This is a genomic window from Paenibacillus sp. BGI2013, from assembly GCF_002843485.1.
In the GTDB taxonomy this organism is placed as follows: Bacteria; Bacillota; Bacilli; order Paenibacillales; family Paenibacillaceae; genus Paenibacillus; species Paenibacillus amylolyticus.
Window position 1 is genome coordinate 1 of sequence record NZ_PJFA01000016.1, and the last position, 25,872, is coordinate 25,872.

The 25,872-nt window shown below is 45.3% G+C and carries 22 protein-coding genes; 21 read left to right on the plus strand and 1 reads right to left on the minus strand.

The annotated features are described in order from the left end of the window. Nucleotides 1-304: 304 nt before the first annotated feature. Complete coding sequence (locus CXK86_RS27275) at nucleotides 305-1,540, minus strand: MFS transporter (protein WP_101314888.1); 1,236 nt, start codon at nucleotides 1,538-1,540, stop codon at nucleotides 305-307. Between the two features lie 388 nt (nucleotides 1,541-1,928). Here CXK86_RS27275 and serS point away from each other — a divergent pair, with 388 nt between their 5' ends. From serS to CXK86_RS27385, 21 genes are all read left to right on the plus strand, one after another. After that, on the plus strand, nucleotides 1,929-3,227 hold the full coding sequence (gene serS / locus CXK86_RS27280; RefSeq protein ID WP_101314889.1) for a serine--tRNA ligase: 1,299 nt from the start codon (nucleotides 1,929-1,931) through the stop codon (nucleotides 3,225-3,227). Nucleotides 3,228-3,499: 272 nt separating this feature from the next. Next, nucleotides 3,500-4,606 carry an Ig-like domain-containing protein gene (locus tag CXK86_RS27285; protein WP_101314890.1) on the plus strand — a complete coding sequence of 369 codons (1,107 nt, stop codon included), beginning with the start codon at nucleotides 3,500-3,502 and terminating at the stop codon, nucleotides 4,604-4,606. Nucleotides 4,607-4,992: 386 nt separating this feature from the next. Then, nucleotides 4,993-5,544 carry a GrpB family protein gene (locus tag CXK86_RS27295; protein WP_047840366.1) on the plus strand — a complete coding sequence of 184 codons (552 nt, stop codon included), beginning with the start codon at nucleotides 4,993-4,995 and terminating at the stop codon, nucleotides 5,542-5,544. 4 nt (nucleotides 5,545-5,548) lie between these two features. Further along, on the plus strand, nucleotides 5,549-5,956 hold the full coding sequence (locus tag CXK86_RS27300) for a ribosomal maturation YjgA family protein (RefSeq protein ID WP_101314892.1): 408 nt from the start codon (nucleotides 5,549-5,551) through the stop codon (nucleotides 5,954-5,956). Between the two features lie 28 nt (nucleotides 5,957-5,984). Further along, nucleotides 5,985-6,542: a GNAT family N-acetyltransferase gene (locus tag CXK86_RS27305; protein WP_180361879.1), complete on the plus strand. Its 558-nt coding sequence runs from the start codon at nucleotides 5,985-5,987 to the stop codon at nucleotides 6,540-6,542. A gap of 51 nt (nucleotides 6,543-6,593) precedes the next feature. Beyond that, nucleotides 6,594-6,923, plus strand: a complete 330-nt coding sequence (locus CXK86_RS27310; RefSeq protein WP_101314894.1) for a DUF952 domain-containing protein — start codon at nucleotides 6,594-6,596, stop codon at nucleotides 6,921-6,923. Between the two features lie 68 nt (nucleotides 6,924-6,991). Further along, nucleotides 6,992-7,582, plus strand: coding sequence for a DUF1572 family protein (locus tag CXK86_RS27315; RefSeq protein WP_101314895.1), 591 nt, complete (start codon nucleotides 6,992-6,994; stop codon nucleotides 7,580-7,582). Then, a complete protein-coding gene (locus CXK86_RS27320; protein ID WP_101314896.1) occupies nucleotides 7,579-8,169 on the plus strand; it encodes a histidine phosphatase family protein in 591 nt (196 codons plus the stop codon). The genes CXK86_RS27315 and CXK86_RS27320 overlap by 4 nt, the downstream gene beginning before the upstream one ends. A 3-nt stretch (nucleotides 8,170-8,172) precedes the next feature. Beyond that, on the plus strand, nucleotides 8,173-9,006 hold the full coding sequence (locus CXK86_RS27325; protein WP_101314897.1) for a DUF2785 domain-containing protein: 834 nt from the start codon (nucleotides 8,173-8,175) through the stop codon (nucleotides 9,004-9,006). Nucleotides 9,007-9,044: 38 nt separating this feature from the next. Continuing rightward, nucleotides 9,045-9,761: a 5-oxoprolinase subunit PxpB gene (gene pxpB, locus CXK86_RS27330; RefSeq protein ID WP_101314898.1), complete on the plus strand. Its 717-nt coding sequence runs from the start codon at nucleotides 9,045-9,047 to the stop codon at nucleotides 9,759-9,761. Further along, a complete protein-coding gene (locus CXK86_RS27335; protein WP_101314899.1) occupies nucleotides 9,758-10,789 on the plus strand; it encodes a 5-oxoprolinase subunit C family protein in 1,032 nt (343 codons plus the stop codon). The genes pxpB and CXK86_RS27335 overlap by 4 nt, the downstream gene beginning before the upstream one ends. Then, nucleotides 10,789-11,562, plus strand: a complete 774-nt coding sequence (locus tag CXK86_RS27340; protein ID WP_101314900.1) for a LamB/YcsF family protein — start codon at nucleotides 10,789-10,791, stop codon at nucleotides 11,560-11,562. Before CXK86_RS27335 ends, CXK86_RS27340 begins: the two co-directional genes overlap by 1 nt. Before the next feature lie 86 nt (nucleotides 11,563-11,648). After that, nucleotides 11,649-12,107, plus strand: coding sequence for an NUDIX domain-containing protein (locus tag CXK86_RS27345; protein ID WP_101314901.1), 459 nt, complete (start codon nucleotides 11,649-11,651; stop codon nucleotides 12,105-12,107). Nucleotides 12,108-12,563: 456 nt separating this feature from the next. Beyond that, the gene (locus CXK86_RS27350; RefSeq protein ID WP_036673192.1) at nucleotides 12,564-12,980 is read left to right on the plus strand and encodes a pyridoxamine 5'-phosphate oxidase family protein; all 417 of its coding nucleotides are present in this window, start codon (nucleotides 12,564-12,566) and stop codon (nucleotides 12,978-12,980) included. Between the two features lie 478 nt (nucleotides 12,981-13,458). Continuing rightward, nucleotides 13,459-15,732 (plus strand): bifunctional 2',3'-cyclic-nucleotide 2'-phosphodiesterase/3'-nucleotidase, encoded by a 2,274-nt coding sequence (locus tag CXK86_RS27355; RefSeq protein WP_101314902.1) that lies wholly within the window; start codon nucleotides 13,459-13,461, stop codon nucleotides 15,730-15,732. A gap of 214 nt (nucleotides 15,733-15,946) precedes the next feature. Next, nucleotides 15,947-17,005 (plus strand): EAL domain-containing protein, encoded by a 1,059-nt coding sequence (locus CXK86_RS27360; RefSeq protein ID WP_101314903.1) that lies wholly within the window; start codon nucleotides 15,947-15,949, stop codon nucleotides 17,003-17,005. Between the two features lie 172 nt (nucleotides 17,006-17,177). Further along, on the plus strand, nucleotides 17,178-19,265 hold the full coding sequence (locus CXK86_RS27365; protein WP_101314904.1) for a methyl-accepting chemotaxis protein: 2,088 nt from the start codon (nucleotides 17,178-17,180) through the stop codon (nucleotides 19,263-19,265). Between the two features lie 187 nt (nucleotides 19,266-19,452). Further along, complete coding sequence (locus CXK86_RS27370; protein WP_101314905.1) at nucleotides 19,453-20,745, plus strand: arsenic transporter; 1,293 nt, start codon at nucleotides 19,453-19,455, stop codon at nucleotides 20,743-20,745. 307 nt (nucleotides 20,746-21,052) lie between these two features. Beyond that, the gene (locus CXK86_RS27375; RefSeq protein WP_101314906.1) at nucleotides 21,053-22,918 is read left to right on the plus strand and encodes a BglG family transcription antiterminator; all 1,866 of its coding nucleotides are present in this window, start codon (nucleotides 21,053-21,055) and stop codon (nucleotides 22,916-22,918) included. 17 nt (nucleotides 22,919-22,935) lie between these two features. Beyond that, entirely contained in the window at nucleotides 22,936-23,814 is an 879-nt protein-coding gene (locus tag CXK86_RS27380; RefSeq protein ID WP_101314907.1) for a ketose-bisphosphate aldolase, read from the plus strand. Between the two features lie 15 nt (nucleotides 23,815-23,829). Beyond that, on the plus strand, nucleotides 23,830-25,755 hold the full coding sequence (locus CXK86_RS27385; protein WP_101314908.1) for a PTS fructose transporter subunit IIABC: 1,926 nt from the start codon (nucleotides 23,830-23,832) through the stop codon (nucleotides 25,753-25,755). Nucleotides 25,756-25,872: the final 117 nt, after the last annotated feature.

A 25,872-nucleotide genomic window follows, 5' to 3' on the forward strand; every position in this document is an offset into this window, starting at 1 on the left:
TACATTGAGTTCTATTACAACCGCAAGCGAATGCATGGCGCGCTAGGGTATCTTTCCCCTGCTCGTTTTGCGATGAAATTTACGGACAAATCCGCAGCGTAGTGTCTACTTTTTTGACATAGGTCCATAGGATTCGTTAGATTTCAAACATGCGGAAATGGAGGGGGATAGCGTGTGCTAGGTTCGTTAGAACAGAGTAACGCTACAAAAAAATGTCCACCGTCATGTCATGACAGTAGAAATTTCATTCTCAATCTCAATAATAGGTATTTCTAATCCTCAGGACTAGACCAACACAGAACTGTTAAGTCGCAGAATTGGCTATATGTTTGTTCTGCCATTGATACGTGATTACGCTAATGACAAACAGGCCAACCGCAAAGATGGCAAGCATCCATGCAGACTGATTAACGGCCAGATGATCAAGACTCCATCCTGTAGTCAAAGGAAGAATGGCACCGCCAACCCCACCTGAGGCAATCAAAATGCTGGGTGTGGATTCTTCTGTTCCGGGCAGCAGTTTACTGGCGAAGACAAGGGCAATGGAGAATATCCCTGACATCGCAAGTCCAAGCAGTAAGATGATGAGAAATGCAGACCAGATTTGGTTTGTAAATGGAAATATCATTAACAAGAGAACAGATGCAAGACAACTGTACAGGACATATACGCGGTATTGGAATTTCTCTGCGATATAACCGGCGAAGAGCCGTCCCACGGACATGGCAATCCAGAAACAGGTGACACTAAGGGCTGCTCCGGCTTCCTTCATGTTCATTTTCTCAATCAGGATCGCCGGCATGAAGTTCGCAAGACTCATCTCTGTGCCAACATAGAGGAAGAAGAACAGGACGAATAATACCAGAAGAGTCCTGTTACGGCCACGATAGGTTGGACTGGATGTACTTGCAGATGCGGGATGCATCTCACCCGATGTCCCAGCAGAGTGCGTATTTACGGAAGCATGATTTGAACTCTGTCGCTCCAGAAACTTATCGAGTTCACCGAATGATCCTTTCGCCCAGAAAACAAAGGTCAGCGCTGCGCAGATCGCAACAACGAGAAAGGAGAGACGCCAGTATCCGGCAGCAATCAGACCGCTGGCAATGAGCGGCATGACCATCGCCCCAATCCCGAATAACACTTCCAGTCGACTCATAGCAACGGCTGTATTGTCTTTGATTGCAGCGATGATAATGGTGCCAATAACAGCTTCAACCATTCCGAATCCAAAGCCGGCAGCGGGTGCAATGACGAACATCCAGCCCCATGGTGGCAGCAACATGTAGGATAATTCTGCAATACAGAGCAACGCTGTGGCGATTAACAGGCCTCCCCGTTTACCAAAGCGTCTGTTCAGCCATGGAGATAACAATACACCACCCAGGAATCCGGCAAATTGAGCAAAGATCAGCGTTCCGCCTTGGCTATAATCTTTGCCGTAATGTTCAAGTGCAACCGGTAGAATGGAACCGAGCACAACGTGGGCAAGTCCAATCAGGAAATAGGACAGACATCCGATCCAAAGTAATTTTTTCATAAAGAACTCCTTCTACTTATATACATAAATTGAGGATCACAATAAAGCGCAATCTTGAAGACAAAGTCTATCATAACAGGACATGTTAAGTTGTGCCATGCATTCCGGATCGATACAGAAGGTTGCAATTTGGTCCAACGTTCGTATATACTGAGACACAACAATTACAGATCGGACCATGCCGTTGAAGAGCATCCAACTCGGAGGCGTTTTCGCCAGGGGAGCGATATTTCCCCAAGTTAACCGGAACCGCCCGTTATCGCGGACCAAGAGGCTGGAAGCAGGATATCCTGATTCAGCAAGTTGGGTGGCACCGCGAGCAGAGCGCTCCTCGTCCCAAGGGATGAGGGCGCTCTTTGCATTTTTACAGCCAAAGGAGACGGTGACCATGTTAGAAATGAAGTGGATTCGTGCACATGCAGAAGAGGTTCAGGCCGCAGCAGACGGGAAAAAAATCAAGATCAACATTCGCACTTTGTTAGAGCGGGATGAGGAACGCAGGGCACTTTTACAAGAATCGGAAGAAGGTCGCAGGTTGCGCAATACGTTATCTGCTGATATTGGCAGACTCATGCAAGCCGGGAATCGGGAACAGGCCGAGGGTTTGCGGGCTCAGGTGAAACAGATCAATGAACAGTTGGAACATGTGGAAGCGAGGCTCGCCCCTGTGCAGGAGGAAGTAACCAAGCTGCAATGGCTGGTACCCAATATCGTATCACCGGATACCCCCAATGGCTCGTCGGACGCAGATAATGTAGAGCTGCGACGTGTGGGAGAGGTGCCAACGTTCGAGTATAACACCAAAGATCACGTGGAACTTGGGGAGTTGCATGATCTCATCGATATTCCTCGTGGAGTTAAGATTGGCGGGACGCGAAGTTATGTATTGAAAGGCGCTGGCCTGTTATTACATCGGGCAGTACAGCAACTTGCGCTTGATCTGCTGCTAAAGCACAGGTTTACACCGATGGAGGTACCGCTGATGGTTAGGGAGGATGCGCTGGTGAACACCGGATTCTTCCCAACCGGTCGAGATCAGGTCTATGAACTCGAAGGGGAGAACAAGTGGCTGGTGGGAACTTCTGAAGTGCCGCTGGTCTCGTATTATGCGGATGAGATTGTTGATGTTCAAGAGCCTGTGAAGCTGGCCGCGGTATCGACGTGTTTCCGCAGTGAGGTTGGCTCCGGCGGACGGGATGTACGCGGATTATACCGTGTGCACCAATTTGCCAAAGTTGAGCAGGTCATTCTCTGTGCCCCTGATGCGGAAGAATCGGAGCGCATGTTGCAAGAGATTACGGGACACGCCGAAGAATTGCTGCAATTATTGGAACTGCCGTATCGTGTTGTCGCTGTATGTACCGGAGATATGTCGCAGAAAACGTACAAACAGTATGACATCGAGACTTGGATGCCAAGCCGCGGTGCATATGGAGAAACACATTCGTCGTCGAATCTGCATGATTTCCAGGCGCGTCGTTCGAATATTCGTTGCTTGGATGCCGAAGGCAAGTTGGCCTATTGTCACACGCTCAATAATACGGCAGTGGCCTCGCCGCGTATCCTGATTCCGTTGCTTGAGAATCATCAGCAGGAGGATGGAAGCATCCACATTCCGACAGCCCTGCGGCCCTATATGGGCGGGGCGGAGAGCTTGATTTTGCCAGAGCAGGACGAAGTGAAGTAGAGAGGTTAGGTAACGCTTTAGTAATTCAAAAAGGGGATGTTCCACACGTCATGTTGTATGTGACGATGGACATCCCCTTTTAAACTGAAATAGTATTTACATAAATCAAGCTCCTACTATGTTGGGCTAGATTCAAAGATTTTTATAACGATTTCACGCTGATCTCATGAATTGTTCCAAGACTCCCACTAATGTTATTCAACTTTATGCAATTCGTATCCGATATAATATAATAGAAGTAAAATATTGGATTATGGGAGATGGATATAGAAATGAGTAGAATCAAACTGGCGCTTCGAGGCACACTTGCTCTAATTATGGTATTAACAATATTGGTCCCTTCGTTGGCCTTGGCGGCTACCGGTGACGTGAAATCGATTGAAATAACCAATAGCAGCCCGCAGAAGATGAGTGTTTCCGAAACAGCTGCGCTTCAGGTGATGGCAACGGTAGAAGGTTTTGATAACAAGCAGGATGTTACCCAAGGCGTGACTTGGTCCACCAGTAATGCAGCGGTTGCGACGATGGTGAAAGGCAAAGTCAAGGCTGTGGCCGCGGGCGAAGCAACGATTTTTGCAGAAGTAGACGGGGCTAAAGCCCAGTTGGTTGTCCAAGTGCAGGAGAAGATCAAAAGCATCAAAGCTTCACCGAAATCCTACAGTTTTGTTAAAGGCAGTGAAAGCACCCTTCCGAAAGTAAGCATTACCCGTGCGAATGGTAAGGAAGAGGATGTGACGTCTGAGATTGTGTGGTCCGTATCCACTTCTTCGGCTGTGCTGGAAAACGGTAAAATCAAAGGCGTTACACCTGGCAGAGTATTGCTGCAAGGCAAATATGGAACAACGATCGTGAAAGTCCCCGTTGCTGTGACGGATGAGATTACCAAAGTTGAAGTCACTCCTGCCACAATGCAGCTGAACATCAAGAAGTCCAAGGCGTTGAAGGTCATCGGGACCTACGCAAATGGCAAAACGATCAACCTTTCGAAACAGATCGTATGGACCTCTTCCAACACAAATGTAGCTATCGTGAAAAATGGAGCCGTTAAGACACTGACCGAGGGACAAGCCACCTTGACAGGAACTTATCAAAATCAGACAATAAAGGCAGAGGTTACCGTTGTACCTTTGCTCAAAAAGCTGATTACAGGCCAGAAAAAACTGGTTTTGTCTCCACAGGGAAGTACAACGTTGAGTGTGATGGCCCAGTATGATACGGGTAAAACCACTGTTGTGACGAACAGCGCGGTATGGAGTAGCACAAAGCCGGGCGTAGCGACAGTAACAAATGGCAAGATCGTGGCTGTAAGCAAAGGGAAAACGTCCATCACGGCCAAATGGGGCAATAAAAAAGTGACGATCCCTGTTACGGTAAAATAAATCTTCATATAATAAAGCATCTTGCATGATCCAAAAATTAGTTTCAGTACATGACATCGTTAAAATCATCAATATCATCAAGGTAACAGACAACCAAGGGGCGTAGACATACGCTCCTTTTTTGGATATATAGAAATATGTATCTGAAATGCCTTCTGCTTCAACAACTATATAAGGGGATTGGATGGGATGAATATGAAAGCTTCGATTATAAGCTCAGACTCTAACTCTAGTGATCTGGCTTACCTGAAATATCTTTTTCTATCCCTAAGTTCCATACTTACATTTCAACGGAGTGCTACGATTAAGCGCATGAAGCAACGCACCTATGAAAAATACAGAGAAGGTTACCATTTAAAATGTCATGGTGAAGAGGAGATACCTGAATGAAAGATCCAATGCAACCGGAAAATTGGCCTGCCTGGGCGACAGAGTCGGTAGAGATTGCTCCGGCCAATCCCAATTGGGATGCGCAGGCTCAGGATGAAATCCGGCAACTCAAACGTCTTCTAGAGCAGTTTAATATTCATCAATTCGAACATATCGGAAGCACGTCCATTCCAGGGTTACCCGCCAAGCCCATTATTGATCTGATGGCAGAGGTACAGTCATGGGATGACATGGATCTGATTGCGGATCAGCTGAATCCGTTGGGCTGGAACTACGTTCCGCCTGAACTGGATGGACGGGAGTACAGACGATTCTGGGTCAGGGTTAAGGATGGCAAGAGAGCTGTACACCTGCATCTGATGCGCCCGGGAGAAGAACGCTGGGATCGTCAAATTCGGTTTCGGGATGTGCTGAGAAAACGCCCAGATCTGGTGGAAGCTTACGCCGTCCTGAAGACAAAGCTTGCTGATGAGAACAAGGAAGATAGGGAATCGTATACCGCTGCCAAAACGCAATTTATTTTACAAGTGCTTGATGAAGGCGTGTGATTGATTGAAAAGCGTACTTATCAGAGACAGGCTGATCTATTTCTTAGCAGTCATGATGACCATGGCGGCAGGACTCGTATCCAGACACTTTGGTGAACGATTGCCGGGTTGGGTGCATGAACATTTCGGGGATGCATGTTGGGCGGGCATGATTTATTTCGGAGTACGCATGGTGTGGCCTCATCGCAGCTTGGTATGGGCGATGTGTTTGAGCTGTGTATTCAGCTGGATGATTGAGTTCTCGCAGTTGATTCAGACGCCTTGGCTGATTGAGATACGTTCTACCGTATTAGGTGCTCTTATTTTGGGACATGGTTTTCTGGTGATCGATCTGATTCGATATACGGTCGGTATTCTGTGCATGGTTATGATAGATCGTTATTTCCTGAGAAATAAGATGGCTGGATCATGAACTCAAGTGAATCATGGAGGTGTGCTGCATGAATGTAGAAAAACTTTTTGCCGAATTGCCCGAATTCGAAACACAGCGGTTAAAACTGAGGCGGCTTACGATGGATGATCTTGATGAATATTATGCGTTTGCCTCTGATCCGCGAGTGAGTCAGCAAAGCTTGTGGAACTACCATGAGACGGTGGAGGATTCAATTCAATATATTCAGCGGGTACTGGATAATTATGAACGGAAAACGGTACATATCTGGGCTTTTATTTTGAAGGAAACAGGGACCTTGATTGGGAGAGGTGGCATTTTTCATCTCAACGAACCCATGCAGAGTGCTGAACTAGGGTACGCGATAGCCAGCAGTCAATGGGGTAAGGGGCTCGCAGCAGAAGCGATGCAACCCATCGTGGATTATTGCTTTCGGGAACTGGACTGCAATCGGTTGGAGGGGAAATGTAATGCAGGCAACATAGGCTCTGCACGCGTAATGGAGAAGCTGGGTATGTCGTACGAAGGTTTGCTACGCAAACAGTTGAAGATCAAAGGTGTATTTACGGATCAAAAATTGTACTCCCGTATCCGGGATGATCTATAATACTTCCAATGACTCATAGGGTACATCGCAGAAATTGAAGGAGGCAGAACCATGATCTATAGTATTATTTCCCGTTCGTTGTGGGAGCAAGTGTCAAAGGGGACTGAGTATGCACCAGATAGCCTGGAGACAGACGGATTCATTCATTGTTCCACTAAGGAACAAATTCCATGGGTAGCCGGGCAATATTATGCAGGCCGCACGGATCTATTATTACTTAGTATTGATGAGAAGGCGTTAGAGCCAGAACTGGTGTATGAGGATCTCTACGAATTAAATGAACTATATCCACATATCTATGGAGAGCTCAATCTGGATGCGGTTCGCAAAGTCATTCCATTTGAACCGAATGCAGACGGTACGTTTTCATTTCCTGAATAAATAACATGTGACGCTTCTGTTTGAACATGATCTGGGGACAACATACTTTTCCGAAGGGTGGTTAACGGATGGATATGAATCAGGTTTTTTTGGAGACAGCGGAGAAGCAATTCTTGTATTACAAGCAGCTCGGGGAAAAAGCCATGGCACAACTGGATTCCGAGCAATTGTTTCAATCCTGGAATGAAGACGCGAACAGCATTGCGGTTATCGTAAAACATCTATGGGGCAATATGCTGTCCCGCTGGACGGATGTACTGACAACAGATGGTGAGAAACCGTGGCGTGAACGGGACGCCGAGTTCGTGAATGATATTTCTTCCCGGGAAGAGTTGCTCTCCAAATGGGAGGAAGGCTGGAATTGTCTACTCGAATCCATTCGTTCATTTACCCCGGAACAATTGTCTCATATCATATATATTCGGAATGAAGGTCATACCGTCATGGAGGCCATTATTCGGCAATTGGCGCATTATCCGTATCATGTTGGGCAGATTGTATTTGCCGCGAAAATGCTTAAAGAAACAGCTTGGGACAGTCTCTCGATTCAGAGAAATGGGTCAGATCAATATAACGGCGGCAAATTTGCCAAACCGAAGGCACGCAAACATTTTACAGAAGATGAACTTCATATAGAAAAAGGTGAGGAACAACAATGACTCAAATTGCATTGATTCGCCATGGAAGTACAGCGTGGAATAAGGAAAAACGTTCGCAGGGACAGACGGATAATCCGCTGGATCAGGAAGGCAGGGAACAGGCGGTATTACTTGCCGCGAGACTGGCCGAGGAATCCTGGGATGCCATCTATGCAAGTGACTTGGAACGTGCAAGTGAGACAGCTCGCATCATTGGTGATCGCTTGGGCATTCAGGAGATTCATCTGGACCCTAGACTTCGCGAGATGGGCGGAGGACAGGTCGAAGGAACGACGGAAGAGGAACGGTTAGCCAAGTGGGGAGCGGACTGGAGTACCCTGGATCTTGGACGGGAGCTTGCAGATGCAGGGACTGTTCGAGGCAGTGCGGTACTTGAAGATATTGTACAGCAGCACCCCGATGGAAGAGTGATCGTTGTCAGTCACGGGGCCGTTCTGCGGAATACACTGCGAGGTCTGGTGCCTGAACTGGATATTAGCGTGAAGCTCTCCAACACATCCATTACCCGGATCGCTAAGAAAGATGATACGTGGCAATGCGAACTGTACAATTGCAGTGTGCATTTGGATTCGTCCAGGGAGTCCTAATAGATGGATGCTCTGACGTTAAAACAAAAATTACAGCATATTCAGTCGTCTAATCATTTTATTGATCACGAGGAACAGCCTTACGAATTGGCACTGCATATGATGAAGCATATTGGTAGTACTGACCCTGTCCTGCGGGATGAATTGATCTATGTTACGTTTGCAACCTGGATTGGACAGGGGGTATTTTCGGAAGATCAGCTAAGGCATGTGTTACAGTTGGCGCTGGACGATCAGCACCTTTTCTATGGGATCGGAGAGCAGGGAACGGATAGTGTGTTTACGCGGACGTTCTCCGTATTGTTACTGCCTCCAATTCTGAATGTGGATCGTCAGCAACCTTTCTTGGACAAAGAGGATATCGCAGGGATTCATCATCGGTTGACTACATATCTGGAACGTGAAAAAGATGTTCGCGGCTACGCCGATAACAAGGGCTGGGCGCATGCCCCTGCACACGCGGCGGATGCGGTTGAAGATCTGGCACAGTCGCCATATCTGGAGCGAACGGATCTGCTGGAACTTCTGCATGCACTCGCTGTAAAAATAACGGAATCAAGTGTGGTTTACATCCATGATGAAGATCAGCGAATAGCGCATGCTGTGATTACCATTCTGCGTCGCAATCTGTTGGAGCCAAAGGATATTACGACGTGGATCGATTCCCTTCATCAAGGAGACCAGGCGGTGAACAGATCACTTCTGGAAACCAGTCATAGGAACCTGAATGTGCGTCTGTTTTTGCAGACACTGTATCTTGCGATACGCACAGAAGAAGATGAGCCGTTTCCGGCTTTTTGTTCACTAGTATTGCAGGCATTGGAGAGAGATAAATAACGATACGCAAAACGTTTGGAAAAAGGGGGAGATGGCGCATGACCAAACAGCCGTATTCATGGACGGAAGAGATCTTATCTCCGCTGGGTGAGACAGCGGTTATCATCCAGTGTGGAGATCAATTGTCTGACGCTGTGCAGAGCAGAGTGATGTCTGTATGTGCTTTGCTGGAAAAAAGCACTCTGCCAGCCATGATCGAATGGGTGCCTTCATATACGTCCGTTACAGTATTTTATGATCCGTTCATCTCCTCTTACCCTCAGTTATGCAAGATTCTGCTTCAGCAGTTGAATCAAATGAAGGAATCCGTCCAAGACAAACCCAGAACGGTCACGATTCCCGTATGTTACGGTGGTGAGTGCGGCCCTGATCTGGACTATGTTGCCAGTGAGCATGGACTGACCGCAGAGGACGTTATTGCGATTCATACATCCGGGGATTATCTCGTACATATGATTGGATTTGCACCGGGTTTTCCTTATCTCGGTGGGTTGTCTGAACAGATTGCTACGCCCAGACGGGCAACGCCGAGGCTTCGGGTTGAGGCGGGCACAGTAGGTATCGGTGGCAAACAGACGGGAATCTATCCGGTGGACACACCCGGAGGATGGCAATGTATTGGACAAACGCCACTCCGGTTGTTTCGGGCGGAAGAGAACGTGCCGAGTTTGCTGGCAGCAGGTGATCGGGTTCGATTTGAACAGATTACGATGCAGGAGTATCTGGCGTTGAAGCAGAAGGAGGGCGAACGATGAGTATTGAAGTGATTCGCCCTGGCCTGTTATCTACCGTTCAGGATGAAGGCAGAACCGGCTATCGCCGGTATGGTATTCATCCTGGAGGGGTCATGGACTCCTTTGCAGCCAGAGCAGCCAATATGCTTGTGGGCAACTCCCGACATGCGGCAGTGCTGGAGATGACGATGACGGGACCGGAGCTTCGATTTCAGGAGAGCCAGCTTATCTCACTATGTGGAGCTGATTTGATGGCAACGGTGGATCATCTGCCTGTACCTTTGTGGCGTCCTGTGCTGGTGCGGGCAGGAAGTGTACTGAAGTTTGGCCAATGTCGTCATGGCTTGCGTGGATATCTGGCGATTGCGGGCGGAATTGCTGTGCCTGAAGTGATGGGCAGTCGAAGTACAGATCTCAAGACAGGTCTTGGTGGTTTGGAAGGAAGAGCCCTGCGTGGGGCAGATCTGTTATCCATAGGTGAACCTTCAGGTGAAGCGCAAGGTTGGATGCAGCGTATGGAGCAGCAGGTAAAGGAGAGTGAGCGGGATCAACGATTTTTGGCCCCTGCGTGGTTTTTATCTGAACGTGAGAGACCTGACTATTATGGGAGATCTGTTATTCGTGTGTTGGAGAGCAAGGATAGTTCGCTGTTCAGTGAGGCAAGTCTGGGACAATTCTATGCCGAAAAATACGTGATCTCTCCGCAATCCGATCGGATGGGCTATCGCTTGCAGGGCTCCAGACTGCAGCTGGATCAGCCGCTGGATCGGCTGTCTGAAGCGGTTACCTATGGCACGGTGCAGGTGCCACCGGATGGTCAGCCCATCATCTTGATGGCGGACCATCAGACGATTGGAGGTTATCCTGTCATTGCACAGGTAGCTCAGGTGGATATGCCAATCCTGGCTCAGGCTAGGCCAGGAACCCGAATTTCTTTTGAACAGATTACGCATGATCAAGCCGGACAGTTCTATATGGAACAGGAAATCAATATGCAGCTCATGGGTAAACTGATACGCAGAAGAATGGCAGGAATGGAGGGCGCTTAATGAATACCTCAAAAACTTTGGATATCAATTGTGATCTGGGCGAAAGTTATGGTATATATCGCACGCTGTCGGACGAAGCCATTCTACCCTTAATTACATCAGCCAATATTGCCTGCGGATTTCATGCAGGAGACCCGGCTACGATGCGGCTAACGGTGGAGAGGGCATTGGAGCATCAGGTGGCAATTGGAGCCCACCCTGGGTTGCAGGACTTGCAAGGGTTTGGCAGAAGACGTATGGACATTACGCCACGGGAAGCATACGACATGGTGGTGTATCAGATTGGTGCGCTGGATGCCTTTGTCCGTGCAAGTGGGGGGAGAATGCATCACGTAAAACCGCACGGTGCCTTATACAATATGGCTGCAGAAGATACGAAGCTAGCTGAAGCCATCGTGGAGGCGATTTATCAAGTACAGCCTGATCTGTATTTGTATGGTCTGGCGGGCAGTGAGCTGATTCACGCCGCGGATCGCATCGGTATGCGCAGTGTGAGCGAGGTGTTTGCGGATCGAACCTATGGGGCGGACGGAAAGTTAACTCCTCGAAGCCAAGCTGGAGCCCTCATTGAAGAATCAGGACAAGCGATTGCTCAAGTGCTCCAGATGGTGAAAGACGGCGTGGTTGTATCCACGGACGGTACGCTGGTTTCCATTAAGGCAGAGACGGTCTGTATCCACGGTGACGGAGCAAACGCTCTCGCATTTGCTCAAGAGATTCGTCGTGTGCTGGAATCTGAAGGTATTAAGTTATCCGCGCATACAACAGGATGATACGCCTGTTCAGCAGAACAATAGTAGTATCAGGTTGTTCGGATTGAACTTTGAAATTTTAGTATGACAAGGAGTGGATCAACAGAATGAAACCCATACGCAACTCCGCGAAGGCTATCATTGTGCAGGATGGACGATTGCTGGTCATCCGGCTGGAAGACCAATATGGTACGGCTTATGTGTTCCCGGGTGGAGGACAGGAGAAAGGTGAAGAACTCAAGGATGCGGTCGCACGTGAATGTCTGGAGGAGATTGGTCAGGCCGTGAACGTGGGAGAGCTGTTACATATCCGGGAGTATATCGGAAAAAATCATGAATTCGCCGAGTGGGATGCAGATATCCATCAGGTTGAATTTTATTTTGCGTGCAGCCTGATAGATCCGGAGGCAACCGTTTTTAAAGGCTCCAATCCAGACGACCACCAAGTCGCTGTGGAATGGATTGCACTTGAAGAGCTGTCCCAGATTCGTTTATATCCAAAAACCATTGGTGAGTTGCTGCTTAAATCAGGCTCTTCTTCAATCTATCTTGGAGATCTGAATTAAATTAGCCATGAAGAAATATCGTGCTAACCCCTTTATGTAAACATTTTTATAAAGAACTTTTCCAATTTTGTCACGTTAACGTATCGGTTCATGGATTCACCATAGGTGAGGTGGGTACACTATAAGTACAGGCTTATTACAAAAGCATTTGCATTAAGCTGTCTCTAGTAATAAGGGATTAATGAACTGTCATTAAACACAAAGAGATAGTAACAACTACACTTCTCTTGTACTTTTTATTATTCACCCTTAATTGGAAGAACGGTAGACGTAGTGGAGGGGACGGAATCGATTCTGAGGAAGCAAAGTGTTCGCCTTTATCACCGGATTTTCCCTTTGAGAAAAGGGAATCAAAAAAATCCGGGGATAACAGCGATCCAAAGAACGATCCGTACCCGCAACGGCCGCCTACAAGAGTTCTTCCAATATCCCCCCAAACCGAAAGGAGCACTTCCCATGAACCAGAATGAATTGGAACAAAACATTGTAAAAGCATTGGAAAACAACCCTTTTTGCAGCTTCTCAACTGTGGAGAATGGTAAACCGAAATCCCGCTATATGGCTCTTTTCAACGATGGACTGAACATTCATCTGGCAACGAACCGCCGTACACACAAAGTAGAGGAACTGGAGAATAATCCGAATGTTAGCCTGCTACTTGGTTACGAGGCTGGTGGTTCCAAGGAAGTAGTTGAGATTGAAGGAACCTGTGAAGTGACAAAGAACGAAGGTTTGCGTGAGCAAGTGTGGAACGATGAACTGAAAGCGTGGTTCGATGGACCTAATGATCCGAACTATGTCATTCTGGACATCACCCCGACTCGTATTGAATACACAGGGAAAGATCATGAGCATCATGTGTGGGAACAATAATCCGAATATGAAAATAACCTCTGCAAAGTAGCGTCCTTATGCGAAAATACGCGCAGAGTTTAATCCAACCGTGAAAGCCATTATGGTTTCACGGTTTTTGGTATGGATGAATAACGCTGAATTGGATATACATGTAAGACACATGTAATATACGTATTTTAAAGATAATAAGCACTATATACCTACTAAAATGTTGAAAAAATTGTCGAAATCACGCATGATAATGTAAACTCGCCTAGGTATGTGCGGGTAATGTGAAAAATAATGCTTTTCAATGGCTGAACATTGCGTTATGATTTGGAATGTAAACGACAAGCACAGACATAAATAGATGTTCATGTGAGATAAACTTACCTGAAATTCCGATGCATGTCATCAGAGCGTCAGTACGCACAACCCATGAAATCTATCTTTTTTTCTGCGCTCTTCGTTTGCCCATTAATGCATGATTCAATGTACATAACCGGGAGGGGTTATTTTGAAGACGAGTAAAAAAGTATTATCAAGCCTGACTGCCGCTTTGGTTGCATTAAACGTGCTTGCGGTGTTTCCAGTACCTGTATCGGCTGCGGATGCTGCCAAGGTAAAACTGCGGATCATGGAAACCACAGACATTCATACCAACCTGGTTAACTATGACTACTATTCCGACAAAGAGACAGACCAGTATGGACTCGCCAAAACAGCTACACTGATTAAGAAAGCCCGTGACGAGGCGAAGAACAGCCTGCTGTTTGATAACGGGGATCTGATTCAGGGGAATCCGCTGGGAGACTACTCTGCGAAAATTGATCCACTGAAAAAGGGTGAGACTCACCCTGTATATAAAGCGATGAATCTGCTCGATTATGATGCAGGTAACATCGGTAACCATGAGTTCAACTATGGTCTGGACTTCCTGGACATGACGCTGGAGGGAGCGAACTTCCCTTACATTAATGCCAATGTTTATGTAGACGATGGTGATGATGATGAGACAAATGACAAGAACTATTTCACACCGTATGAGATTTTGGATAAAAAAGTAACGGATGAGACTGGCAAAGAACATACGATCAAAGTAGGTGTGATCGGATTTGTACCGCCACAAATTATGCAGTGGGACAGCGCTAACCTTGAAGGCAAAGTAATCGCCAAGGATATTATTGCTACCGCGAAAAAATTCATTCCGAAAATGAAGGCCGAAGGTGCCGACATTATTGTAGCTATTCCTCACTCCGGATTTGAGGAAATTCCTCAAACGGATCTGATGGAGAACTCCGTACTGTATCTGAGCCAAGTTGAAGGCATTAATGCCATTCTATTTGGACATGCCCACAAAGTGTTCCCAAGTGCTGATTTTGCCGGCAAAAAAGGGGTAGATCTGGAAAAGGGCACCATTAACGGCGTTCCTGCTGTAGAGCCAGGATTCTGGGGTGATCACCTGGGGATTATTGATCTGGATCTAGAACAAGTGGATGGCAAATGGAAAGTGGTCGATTCCAAAACGGAAGCACGCCCAATCTATGACACAGCGGGCAAAAAACCATTAGTAGAGGCTGATCAGGACATCATTGATGCGGTTCATGAAGAGCATGAAGGTACATTGGAGTATGTTCGTGGTCCGGTGGGCGAAACGACTGCACCTATCAACAGCTTCTTCGCTCTGGTTCAGGATGATCCATCCATTCAGATCGTAACGAATGCACAGAAATGGTATGTCGAAAAACATATGCAAGGTACGGAATATGAGAAAATCCCTGTATTGTCCGCAGGTGCACCATTCAAAGCCGGTGGACGTTCAGGCGCTTCGTATTACACGAATATCCCTAAAGGCACCATTGCGATCAAAAACGTTGCTGACCTGTACGTATATCCAAATACGGTACATGCTGTAATGGTTAACGGCGCAGAACTGAAAGAATGGCTGGAATGGTCTGCAGGCCAGTTCAACCAGATCGACCCGGCTAAAGGTGGACAACAACAACTGATCAACAACGACTTCCCAACGTATAACTTCGATGTTATCGATGGTGTAACGTATCAGATTGATGTGACCCAACCAGCCAAATACGATAGCAAAGCTACGATTGTTAATGCATCTGCAAGCCGGATCAAGGATCTGAGCTTTAACGGCAAACCGGTTGACCCAGCACAAAAATTCATTGTAGCGACAAATAACTACCGTGCTTCTTCGTCCAAGCTGGCTAACCCGGACGGTAAACGTATCGTTCTGGCTGCACCGGATGAGAACCGTCAAGTGATCATCGATTACATCCGTGAGAATAAAACGATTAATCCGGCAGCGGACGGCAACTGGTCGCTGGCACCAATTAAGCCATCTGCTGGGTTAACCGCAGCAGCGCTGAACGATCTTGAAGTTGTGTTTGCTTCTTCCCCGGATGCAAAAGATCTGGTTGAAGCAAACCCGGCGATGTCTTTCATTGGTACAAATGATGATGGTTTTGCTGAATACGGCATGAAATTGACTGGAGAAGCAACAACAACTCCGAAACCAGGTACGGAGCCTGCTCCTACGCCTACAAAGCCAACTAAACCTACGGAGCCGACTACTCCAACCAAACCAACGACCAAGCCACAGCCTGAGAAACCAGCGGGCGGCAAAGTGGTATATGTGGTGAAAAAAGGCGATAATTTGTACCGCATCGGTTTGAAATATGGTGTGGACTGGCGCAAGCTTGCGACAGCTAACCAAATCTCAAATGTGCATAACTTGAAAGTTGGACAGAAAATTGTGATTCCCGCTTCTTAAAGTTTAATAAGCTGAGGAGGAGACCGACAGTCATCAGACTGTCGGTCTTTTTTTCTGCAAATTTGAATATAATTGTTCCAAGAACCGTCATACAGGAAGTCATCAAAACAGTAGAGATTAATTTTAAGACCCATGATATAATATTTACAAACTTTGGGTATATACAAGTGAACATTAATGGACATGGAATCTAAATTGGCAAGGGGGGTCCTACATGAATTGCAGTGGCTGCAGTCCAATCTATGCTATAGAGGGCCAAGGTACCTTGTACTTGCGTCCCATTTCCCCCGCTTTGCTGGAAGCGCTACAAACGCCGGGAAGACTTATCGAGACGTCGAATGACATGATGTGGATGCATTTTTTGAATCTTGAGACGGTTCAGAATTTAATAAAAGAGATCGGCGAAATTGATCCGACATTACGTGATTCCCTAACCGTTCAGATTATGCCTATTTACGAACAGGCTAATGAAGAAAGCTGGATTAGTCTAACCATGCAGGAGTCCCGTTTCAAACATGCGGAGCTTGTTTCCATTATTCTGGAGAATCAATTCAGCAGTCATATGCAACCCATCGTTGATGCATCGGAGCAGATTATCGGATATGAGTTTTTGCTTCGTCCTGCTGAGAATGGAAAATCCTTCAGTTCCTATGAATTATTTGAAGTTGCGCGTGAGACCGGACTACATTCTTTTCTGGATCGATTGGCGCGTATTACTGCTATTGAGACCAGTGCCCTTTTTCTACCGCATGGTGTCAAACGCTTCGTAAATTTCCTGCCTTCCTCCATATACAATCCCGAATATTGTCTGACACATACGTTTGAAGCGATTGAACGCCTTTCGCTGGACCCCAAAGATTTTGTGTTTGAAGTCGTGGAAACAGAGCAGATTCAGCATATGCCCATCTTGCAGCAAATATTTGAGGTATATCGTTCCCGTGGAATGTCGGTTGCACTGGATGATGTGGGTGCCGGATATTCGACAATAGAGTTGATGAATCGGTTAGAACCGGATTTTGTCAAAATAGATCGAAGTCTTATTGACCGTTGTGATCAGGATTCGACCAAACAAGAGAAAATTCTTCACATTGTTGAGATGTCGAGTCGATTTGGAGGGCAAGTTCTTGCCGAGGGGATCGAACGGATGGAAGAGTTTGAATTCTGTCGTTCCATAGGTATTGAGCTTGCACAGGGCTACTATTTTGGTAAACCCTCGGCACAACCCCCAGGCGGTCCGTACTCTAATACTTCATCTATTTCATGGAATAATTAGTAACCTGTACCTTGTACAAGTCGCTTCTGATCAGAGGTGGCTTGTTTGGCGTGCCTGCACATTTTTCTCTCAAATAAATACCCTCATTTAGCCGATATATAAGATAAGCCTTTAGATTGATCCATACATACAAAGAAAGAGGGCATTTTTACATTTTGAGGGGGAGAAATACATGAGTGAAACTCAGGATAATAAACCAATGAAAGCAGCGAAACCTGCCAAACCAAAACATAGTCAAAATAAAAAGAAGAAAAAGAAAGGTTTCGTCTGGAATATAAGGAACAAACTATTGGTCTCCTTCCTGGCCGTTCTACTCCTGCCAAGCTTGGCAGTCGGCTTAATCACACTAACGATGGCTGAAGATGGCGTACAAGGACAATTAGTGGATAGTGCCATGCAAAGTGTGAGCACTGCCAATACCATTGTAGAAAGCCAAGTGAATTACAAGATTCATGACATTAACTATTTCGCGGATGCTCTCGATCCGAGCCTGATCAAAGGGGAGAACGATAGTCCCGAGCTTCAGTTGAAGCTGGAGCAATATCTGGGCTTGCATCCCGATGCCATGAACATTTTTGTAGGAACAACAGACGGAGTTATGGTTCGAGGTAAACCAACAGCGAGCAGCACACGGGGAGATGCTTATGATCCTAGGGAGCGGGAATGGTACAAACTAGCGATGGAAAAACCAGGTACAGCTGTTGTATCAGCGGTGTCTGTTAATACCGATGGTGTTGCCGTTGTGTTTATCTCCAAAACATTAAAGGATCAATCCGGTGTTATTGGCCTGTCTCTGGACCTGACAGACCTGCAAGAGCAGGCATCCATTAAGGTGGGCAAAGAAGGCTACGTCATTATTATGGATGCAAACAAAAACTATGTCGTATCCCCTGTAGCAGATGCAGGTACGCCGGAAACGAGTGGCTTGCTGGATGAGATGTATGAAAGTCCAGAAGGTCAATTCGATTACGTGTTCAACGATCAGCCGAAGATGATGATTTTCTCAACAAATGAAGCAACAGGCTGGAAAATTGCCGGCACGATGTTCAAGAGTGAAATAACCAATGCGAGTAAGGATATTCGTATGGCCACATTTATTGTTATTCTGGCGGCTACGTTCCTTACGCTCCTCTTTATTATATGGTTTACACGCTCCATGCTGCGTCCAATTAAACGACTGCAGGAATCTGCCAGAGCCGTGAGTAAAGGTGACTTGACCGTGAAAATGGAAACAGGGCGTAAAGATGAAGTCGGAGAACTGGCGAAGTATTTTGAACGTATGGTCGATAACCTGCGGATGATGATTCTGGGCGTACAGGAAACGACAGAGCAGGTATCTGCTTCTTCTCAAGAGTTGTCTGCCAGTGCAGAACAAACTACCAAAGCGATTGAACATTCAACACTGGCCATTCAGGAACTGGCTGAAGGTGCAGAGCAGCAGGTAAACAGCGTGAAAGACGGATCGGGACAGATGAGCCGAATGGCAGAAGATGTTCGAATGATGTCGGAGCGTGTGCAGTCGATTACGGCGAATATGCGGCATACGTCCGGAGCAGCTTCTTCTGGGAATGAGGCAGCAGGACAGGCTGTGGTGCAGATGAACAGTATCCAGGAAACGGTGGAGCAGCTGGGAACGGTGGTTCAGTCTCTGAATGCCCGTTCGGTAGAGATCGGCAGCATGGTTGATGTCATTGCTTCCATCTCCAAACAAACGAACTTGCTCGCATTGAATGCTTCCATTGAAGCGGCAAGAGCGGGGGATGCGGGTCGTGGGTTTGCCGTCGTAGCGGGAGAAGTACGTAAACTGGCAGAGGAATCCGGTAGCTCGGCAGCGCAGATCGGTGAGGTGGTTCACAATATCCGTCAGGATATGGATGCCGCTCTAATCGCCATGAATGCCGCTCAGACTCGGGTGGGAGAAGGAATTCAGGCCGTGAATACGTCCGGACAATCGTTTGCCCAGATTCGGGAGGCGGTGGAAGATGCCGTTCATACATTGGATGACTTGTCCGCAACAACGAAGCAACTGGAGAGCGGTGCATCCCACGTTGCCAAAGCGATGAGTGATATTTCGAATGTGACCCAGGAATCGGCTGCAAATACAGAATCCGTGTCTGCATCTTCGCAAGAACAACTGGCATCGGTTGAAGAGATTGCATCATCCTCGGCACATCTGAATAGCATGGCGGAACAATTACAAGGATTGCTTGGCATGTTCAAGATGGTAGAGGATACACCGAAGGGTAAGAGCAGAGAATAAAATCTAACATTGGAACGCCATAATTTACCACACTTTTTATAATAGAAGAAAATAAAGATAGACAATGTTCCTGTAGCCCTGTATAAATATATCGTCTGGTTATTCTGCGCGTATAGCGGTGTAATCTTACAAAACAAGATCGAAATAACGAAATAATATATGGATACAGGGTACAGCAGGAGGCTCTATGGTATACGTAGCAATACTGATTTTTGTAGTGACGATCACCTTGGTAATCTGGCAACCTCGTGGGTTGGGTATCGGTTGGACTGCCTCGGGCGGGGCATTGCTTGCCCTGCTATGTGGAGTTGTTAGCTTAAACGATGCCTCAGATGTGGCATCCATTGTATGGAATGCAACGCTGGCCTTTGTTGGCATTATTATGATTTCTCTCATTCTCGACGAGACGGGTTTCTTCGAATGGGCTGCCCTTCATATGGCAAGGCTCGCTGGAGGAGACGGTCGCAGACTGTTCTTCTACTCCATTCTGCTGGGAGCCGCTGTGTCTGCTCTGTTCGCGAATGATGGTGCCGCGCTCATTCTGACGCCAATTGTGCTGGCAATGGTGCGTGCATTGAAGTTTGATGAGCGCATGGTGTTGGCTTTTGTGATGGCGAGTGGATTTATCGCCGATACCACGTCGTTACCGCTGGTCGTTAGCAATCTGGTTAACATTGTGTCGGCCGATTTCTTTGGTATTACATTTGTGGAGTATGCGGTACGCATGGTTGTGCCCAATCTGTTCTCCATCGTAGCGAGTACGGGGATGTTGTTTTTGTTCTATCGCAAAAGCATACCCCTTCGCTACGACATCTCCGCGGCACGTGACCCGAAGGAAGCGATCCGTGATCCACGGATGTTCCGAATCGCTTGGTTCATGCTTGGGCTGTTATTGGTTGCCTATGCATCCAGTGAGTTTCTGCCGATTCCCGTGTCGGTTATCGTTGGCTCCGTTGCGTTGCTGTTCGCTTTGTTGGCATGCAAGAGCGAGGCTGTTGATCTGAAACGGGTAATTAAGGAAGCGCCATGGTCGATTGTGGTGTTCTCGGTGGGCATGTATATCGTTGTATATGGACTGCGTAATGCAGGGTTAACGGATCATCTGAGCCGCTGGCTAGATGCCATAGCAGAGCATGGTCTGCTGGCTGCTTCGCTCGGGATGGGCATCATCGCTGCTGTATTATCATCGGTGATGAACAATCTGCCGACCGTGTTGATTAACCTGCTAGCCATCCAGGGCGCGCATACCGAAGGTATCATTCAGGAAGCATTGATCTATGCCAATGTCATTGGTTCTGACCTGGGTCCCAAAATGACCCCGATTGGATCACTTGCCACATTGCTGTGGCTGCATGTGTTGTCCCGCAAAGGTGTAAAGATTACATGGGGTTACTATTTCAAAGCAGGTATCATCCTGACGATTCCGACATTGTTAATTACGTTGGCCGGATTGGCGCTATGGCTATGGATTATAGGTTAGTACAATCGTAATTACATTTGGAACCAGAACAAACCGTTAAGTGTCTGGAGTAGGTAGTGTTGTAAGGATCACGCTTATTGTCATGGATGTAGTGGTACTATACACACAAACCAACCTTTTTAGAAGGTTGGTTTTTTTTTGTTCTGTTTTCCTTCCCAAACGATTCTTAAATAGAATACTAACTTAGAATTTAAAAAAAGTGGGTATCATAAACGAATACACGATCACTTCCTAACTATTAGGAAAGAGTATAGGCTTGGTGGATATAAAGCGCTTGCATTAGTATGTGTGTAAGGAGGAAAGCCAAATGAGAAAACGTTACATTAAGCTATTAGAGCATTTAAAACAATCTGAGCATGATTTTGTGAGTGGAAGCGAATTAGCTAATCTATTTGATGTAACGACTAGAACGATTCGCAATGACATCAAAGAAATGAATGAAAATTATTTAGATAAAGCAATGATTATTGGCAATACTCGCAAAGGATACAAATTAGTCGGGGATTTATCCAGCCTGTATAAAAATGAAGATGATGACGAAGAAAGAGCATTTCATATTATCAAAGCACTGTTATCGCAGACTGATTTTATTACGTATGAGGATCTGGCTAGAACGCTTTATTTTTCGACTCAAACGATCCGTAAAGACGTGCAAAAATTAGTGCAAACGATTCAAGCAGAAAAGCAGAACATCGAAATTGAAGCGATTATTTTCCAAGGTATCCGGCTTAAAGGAAGCGAAGTTGAGAAGCGGATTTTGCTCAAAAAACTAGTCACTACCGATTGTCTCAAACACATGCCGATAGACGAAGCACTGCAATACTATTTTGGCGATTGGTTCAACGAATCTTCTATTCATTTTATCTACGATTGTATTGAAGAAGAGGTTGCCAAGTATAATTTATTGCTAAGTTTTCAAGAATTATTCTCGATCTGTGTGAATGTTTTGATCAGTCTTAAACGAGTAAGTCTTGCACAAAAAATAACTGAACAGGATATGAGGTTGGATCATACAAGCTTTGAAGAATTAAAAATAGCCCAATCTATTCTGATCCGTCTGGCTCCAGAAATGGATATCCCTTTTGATGAATATGAGTATCAGTATTTAGGTTACCTGCTGATCGCATTGCAGATCTTACCTAAAAAGAATGAAGAAATCGGGCATGAACACGTGAATGAAATGGAACAAAAAATCAAATCAGTGATCCAAAAAGTTGGAGAGCAATATGGATTCATTAGCTACAAAAACCAAGAGTTACTTGATCGATTATTAGCTCATATTACCAAATCATTATACCCATTAAAGTATTATTTCCCTGTCGAAAATCCTTTTATTGCTCAAATAAAATCAGAATATACCAATGCTTATAATGTCGCAGTTGTGTTGGCAAAAGAATTGCAATTTTGCTTAAATATCAAAATACCCGAAAATGAAATCGGTTACTTGACGTTACACATTATGGGCATTATTGAGAACTCTCAAGATAACAGAAAACGGATTGCAATTATTTATGGCAAAAATCTATTAGTCGGCAAGCTATTGGAGCGTAAGATTAATCTCTATTTTCCGAATATTAGAATCAATAGTCTATTAGCTAATCATGAAATACATCTTCTTCCCGAAGGAATTGAAACGATTATCACAACGAGCGAGATTGCCGAACAACAGCAGTTAAATGTACAAAATATCATTTTGGTGAGTGAAATGATTACAAGTGATGATATGAAGAATATTTCGATTCAGTTAAATCGTGGACTACTCAAATATTATTTATCACCAGATGATGTTTTTTTCCTAAATGAAGACAATCCAATTGATTTGTTAAAAAAACTTACAGAACTAGGCGATATTCAGCATTTATATACCAGTATTGTGGAAAGAGAAAAAATGTCGAGTACCAATATTGGGAGTTTAGTCGCGATGCCCCATCCATTTGATTGTGGAGATAACAAAAAACTACGTGTACTGGTAGCGATTAATAAGCAGAAAATGCTATGGGGTGATCAGATGGCGCAGATCATTTTTCTGTTTATTCCGCCGAAAAATCAGAAGGTGAATAACACCAAATTTTTCGAAGAAATTTACGATGTGTTTAAACAGACCAATATGACAGAAAAACTACTCCATATCACCAATTACGATGAATTTTTGGAAGTCTGGTCTTCCAAATAAATCTAGGAGGAATTCAAATGTTAATTAATATGAAAGATTTACTTAAAGTAGCGTATGAAAATAAATTTGCAGTCGGATCATTTAATGTAGCCAATAGCGAGTTCGTCAAAGTGGTCATTACAGCCGCAGAGGAGCAGAATTCGCCTGCAATTATGCAGATTCACCCGAATGAAATTGATCTAGTCACTGATGGGTTTATAGCTTATGTGCGAGAAGCGGCATCCAAGTCCAAAGTACCGTTTGTTATTCATCTAGATCATGGAGCGACGATCAAAGATATTACGCGTTCGATTCGCAATGGGTATACATCAGTCATGATGGATGCATCTCATTTACCTTTTGAGGAAAATATTGCGGCAACCAAGGAAGCGGTTGAACTGGCTCATCTGGTCGATGTATCTGTAGAAGGTGAACTAGGTACAATTGGGAGTAATGAAGGCAGCTCGGAAGGTGGGGCTGACGAGATTTTGTATACGAATCCAGAAGAAGCGGCGATTTTTGTAGAACAGACAGGTATTGATACACTTGCTGTCGCTGTAGGTACTTCACATGGTATTTATCCGCAATCCAAAGATCATTCGATCAAAATCGATCGTTTGAAACAAATTCATGAAAAAGTAAAAATTCCGTTAGTGCTGCATGGTGGATCAGATAATCCTGATGAAGAGATTAGAGAAGCCGTGAAGCATGGGATAGCGAAGATCAATTTATCAACCGATATGAAGCGAGCATTCTACAACCAATTAAGAGCGACACTCGATGCGAATCCGAAAGCATATGAACCGGATCAACTGATGCCTGAGGCGACCAAAGCGGCAACAGAACTGGTGAAGAAAAAAATGGATCTGTTCGGTTCTACAGGTAAAGCATCCCTTTATAGACTGGGAGAAATTTAAGAGGAGAGATCCATCATGAAGATTTCTAATGTCTTAAAACCAGAAAATATCATATTAGATGTCACCGCTACGACCAAAGCAGAATTAATAGATGAATTGTCGCAAAAGTTAAACGATAACGGCTATTTAAGCGATATTGAGCAATTTAAAAAAGATATCTGGGCACGTGAAGAACAGGTTCCTACAGAAGTGGGATTCGGAATAGCCATTCCACATGCCAAGTCTACTGGAGTACAGTCCCCTGCCATTATTATGGGCAGATCATTAAGCGGTATTGAATATAGTACCGAATCATGTAATTTATTTTTTATGATTGCAGTCGATCAAAGCTCTTCATCAGAGCATTTGCAAACATTATCCAAAATTTCGACCTTTTTGATGGATGAACTATTTAGAGCGAAACTTATCCTTGCTCGAGATCAAGAAGAGATTGTCCGTTTATTTGAACAGGCAGAAGAGCAAGATACGCAGGCGCTTCAACGTCCTAAAAAGTATGCTGGCAAAAAAGTGGTTGGAGTTACAGGCTGTCCTACAGGAATTGCCCATACGTTTATGGCCGCGGAAGCATTGAAAAATGCGGCCAAGGAACTCGGTGTACACATTAAAGTGCAAACCAATGGATCAACAGGTGTTGGAAATCAATTGACTCCTGAAGATATTGCTGAAGCTGATGGTATTATTGTGGCGGCAGATGTCAAAGTCGATATGGATGTTTTTGGCGATCGTCCAGTGATCAAAACCTCTGTCAAAAATGGAGTTCATCATGCACAAGAGTTAATTGAAGATGCGATTGCTGGAAAAGGTGTCGTTTTGAATCAAGGCAACAGTACTCTTAAAGAAGCAAAAGAAAAAACACGTATAAAGCAGCCTAAAATATACAGCCATATTATGAATGGTGTATCCTTTATGATTCCTTTTGTAGTGGCAGGCGGTATATTGATTGCGCTTTCGTTTATGTTTGGTATTCATGCGGCTGACCCAAATAGCCCGGACTATAATTCTTTCGCCGCTTTTTTAAGTACAGCAGGGGGTAGTGCTGCTTTTGCCTTGATGGTTCCTGTATTAGCAGGGTATATTGCGTATAGTATTGCTGACCGTCCAGGATTGGCACCTGGTATGATTGGTGGGATGCTGGCGACTATTGGAGGTTCCGGCTTTTTGGGAGGTATGTTGGCTGGATTTATCGCCGGTTATACGATCATAGCTCTGAAAAAATTAGTCAAAGGCATTCCTGACTCACTGCAAAGCCTGTCACCTGTACTGATCTTGCCATTAGTAGGTTCATTTATAACCGCCTTGATTATGTATTTTGTCATCAACAGTCCAATGGCTTGGATCAATGAGTCGTTACAAGGTTGGCTAAATGGTTTAACAGGTTCTAATGCTATTTTATTAGGAGCACTTCTGGCAGGAATGATGGCATCTGATATGGGAGGGCCGATTAACAAAACAGCATCTGCATTTGGACTGGCGATGTTCGCCAATCAAATCTTTGAACCTTCTGCTGCTCTGATGGTTGGAGGTATGGTTCCGCCACTGGGTATTGCATTAGCTACAACATTATTTAAGAATAAATTTTCAATCGAAGAACGTAATGCAGGTAAAGCCGCTTATATTATGGGTGCGTCGTTTATTACAGAAGCCGCGATTCCGTTTGCCGCAAATGATCCCTTGCGAGTTATTCCATCCAATATTGTAGGTGCAGCGATTGGTGGAGGAATGTGCATGGCTCTAGGTATTTCGTTACAAGCTCCTCACGGTGGAATCTTTGTTATTCCCATTGCGGCAAGTAATCCATTATTGTATATTGTCTGTATTTTAGTTGGTTCCATCATTACAGCTTGTATGATTGGATTGTTAAAGAAACCTGTATATCAACCAAAAAGTAATTCAAGCGACCCGTCAGATAAAAAAGCCTTAACAACTATGAAATCTGCATAAATTCTCTAACCACCTGGTGCCATGCACTGGCTGTGAGGCAGTTGATTGTTCTATATAACGGATTGATTCAATATCTACATTAAGTATTTACACAAGGACAGCCTTTTATAGGGCTGG

What these genes read in the sequence shown, in the direction of transcription:
- CXK86_RS27275 (WP_101314888.1), bottom strand. Translation starts at nt 1,540, where the DNA reads ATGAAAAAATTACTTTGGATCGGATGTCTGTCCTATTTCCTGATTGGA.
- serS (WP_101314889.1), top strand. Translation starts at nt 1,929, where the DNA reads ATGTTAGAAATGAAGTGGATTCGTGCACATGCAGAAGAGGTTCAGGCC.
- CXK86_RS27285 (WP_101314890.1), top strand. Translation starts at nt 3,500, where the DNA reads ATGAGTAGAATCAAACTGGCGCTTCGAGGCACACTTGCTCTAATTATG.
- CXK86_RS27295 (WP_047840366.1), top strand. Translation starts at nt 4,993, where the DNA reads ATGAAAGATCCAATGCAACCGGAAAATTGGCCTGCCTGGGCGACAGAG.
- CXK86_RS27305 (WP_180361879.1), top strand. Translation starts at nt 5,985, where the DNA reads ATGAATGTAGAAAAACTTTTTGCCGAATTGCCCGAATTCGAAACACAG.
- CXK86_RS27310 (WP_101314894.1), top strand. Translation starts at nt 6,594, where the DNA reads ATGATCTATAGTATTATTTCCCGTTCGTTGTGGGAGCAAGTGTCAAAG.
- CXK86_RS27315 (WP_101314895.1), top strand. Translation starts at nt 6,992, where the DNA reads ATGGATATGAATCAGGTTTTTTTGGAGACAGCGGAGAAGCAATTCTTG.
- CXK86_RS27320 (WP_101314896.1), top strand. Translation starts at nt 7,579, where the DNA reads ATGACTCAAATTGCATTGATTCGCCATGGAAGTACAGCGTGGAATAAG.
- CXK86_RS27325 (WP_101314897.1), top strand. Translation starts at nt 8,173, where the DNA reads ATGGATGCTCTGACGTTAAAACAAAAATTACAGCATATTCAGTCGTCT.
- pxpB (WP_101314898.1), top strand. Translation starts at nt 9,045, where the DNA reads ATGACCAAACAGCCGTATTCATGGACGGAAGAGATCTTATCTCCGCTG.
- CXK86_RS27335 (WP_101314899.1), top strand. Translation starts at nt 9,758, where the DNA reads ATGAGTATTGAAGTGATTCGCCCTGGCCTGTTATCTACCGTTCAGGAT.
- CXK86_RS27340 (WP_101314900.1), top strand. Translation starts at nt 10,789, where the DNA reads ATGAATACCTCAAAAACTTTGGATATCAATTGTGATCTGGGCGAAAGT.
- CXK86_RS27345 (WP_101314901.1), top strand. Translation starts at nt 11,649, where the DNA reads ATGAAACCCATACGCAACTCCGCGAAGGCTATCATTGTGCAGGATGGA.
- CXK86_RS27350 (WP_036673192.1), top strand. Translation starts at nt 12,564, where the DNA reads ATGAACCAGAATGAATTGGAACAAAACATTGTAAAAGCATTGGAAAAC.
- CXK86_RS27360 (WP_101314903.1), top strand. Translation starts at nt 15,947, where the DNA reads ATGAATTGCAGTGGCTGCAGTCCAATCTATGCTATAGAGGGCCAAGGT.
- CXK86_RS27365 (WP_101314904.1), top strand. Translation starts at nt 17,178, where the DNA reads ATGAGTGAAACTCAGGATAATAAACCAATGAAAGCAGCGAAACCTGCC.
- CXK86_RS27370 (WP_101314905.1), top strand. Translation starts at nt 19,453, where the DNA reads ATGGTATACGTAGCAATACTGATTTTTGTAGTGACGATCACCTTGGTA.
- CXK86_RS27375 (WP_101314906.1), top strand. Translation starts at nt 21,053, where the DNA reads ATGAGAAAACGTTACATTAAGCTATTAGAGCATTTAAAACAATCTGAG.
- CXK86_RS27380 (WP_101314907.1), top strand. Translation starts at nt 22,936, where the DNA reads ATGTTAATTAATATGAAAGATTTACTTAAAGTAGCGTATGAAAATAAA.
- CXK86_RS27385 (WP_101314908.1), top strand. Translation starts at nt 23,830, where the DNA reads ATGAAGATTTCTAATGTCTTAAAACCAGAAAATATCATATTAGATGTC.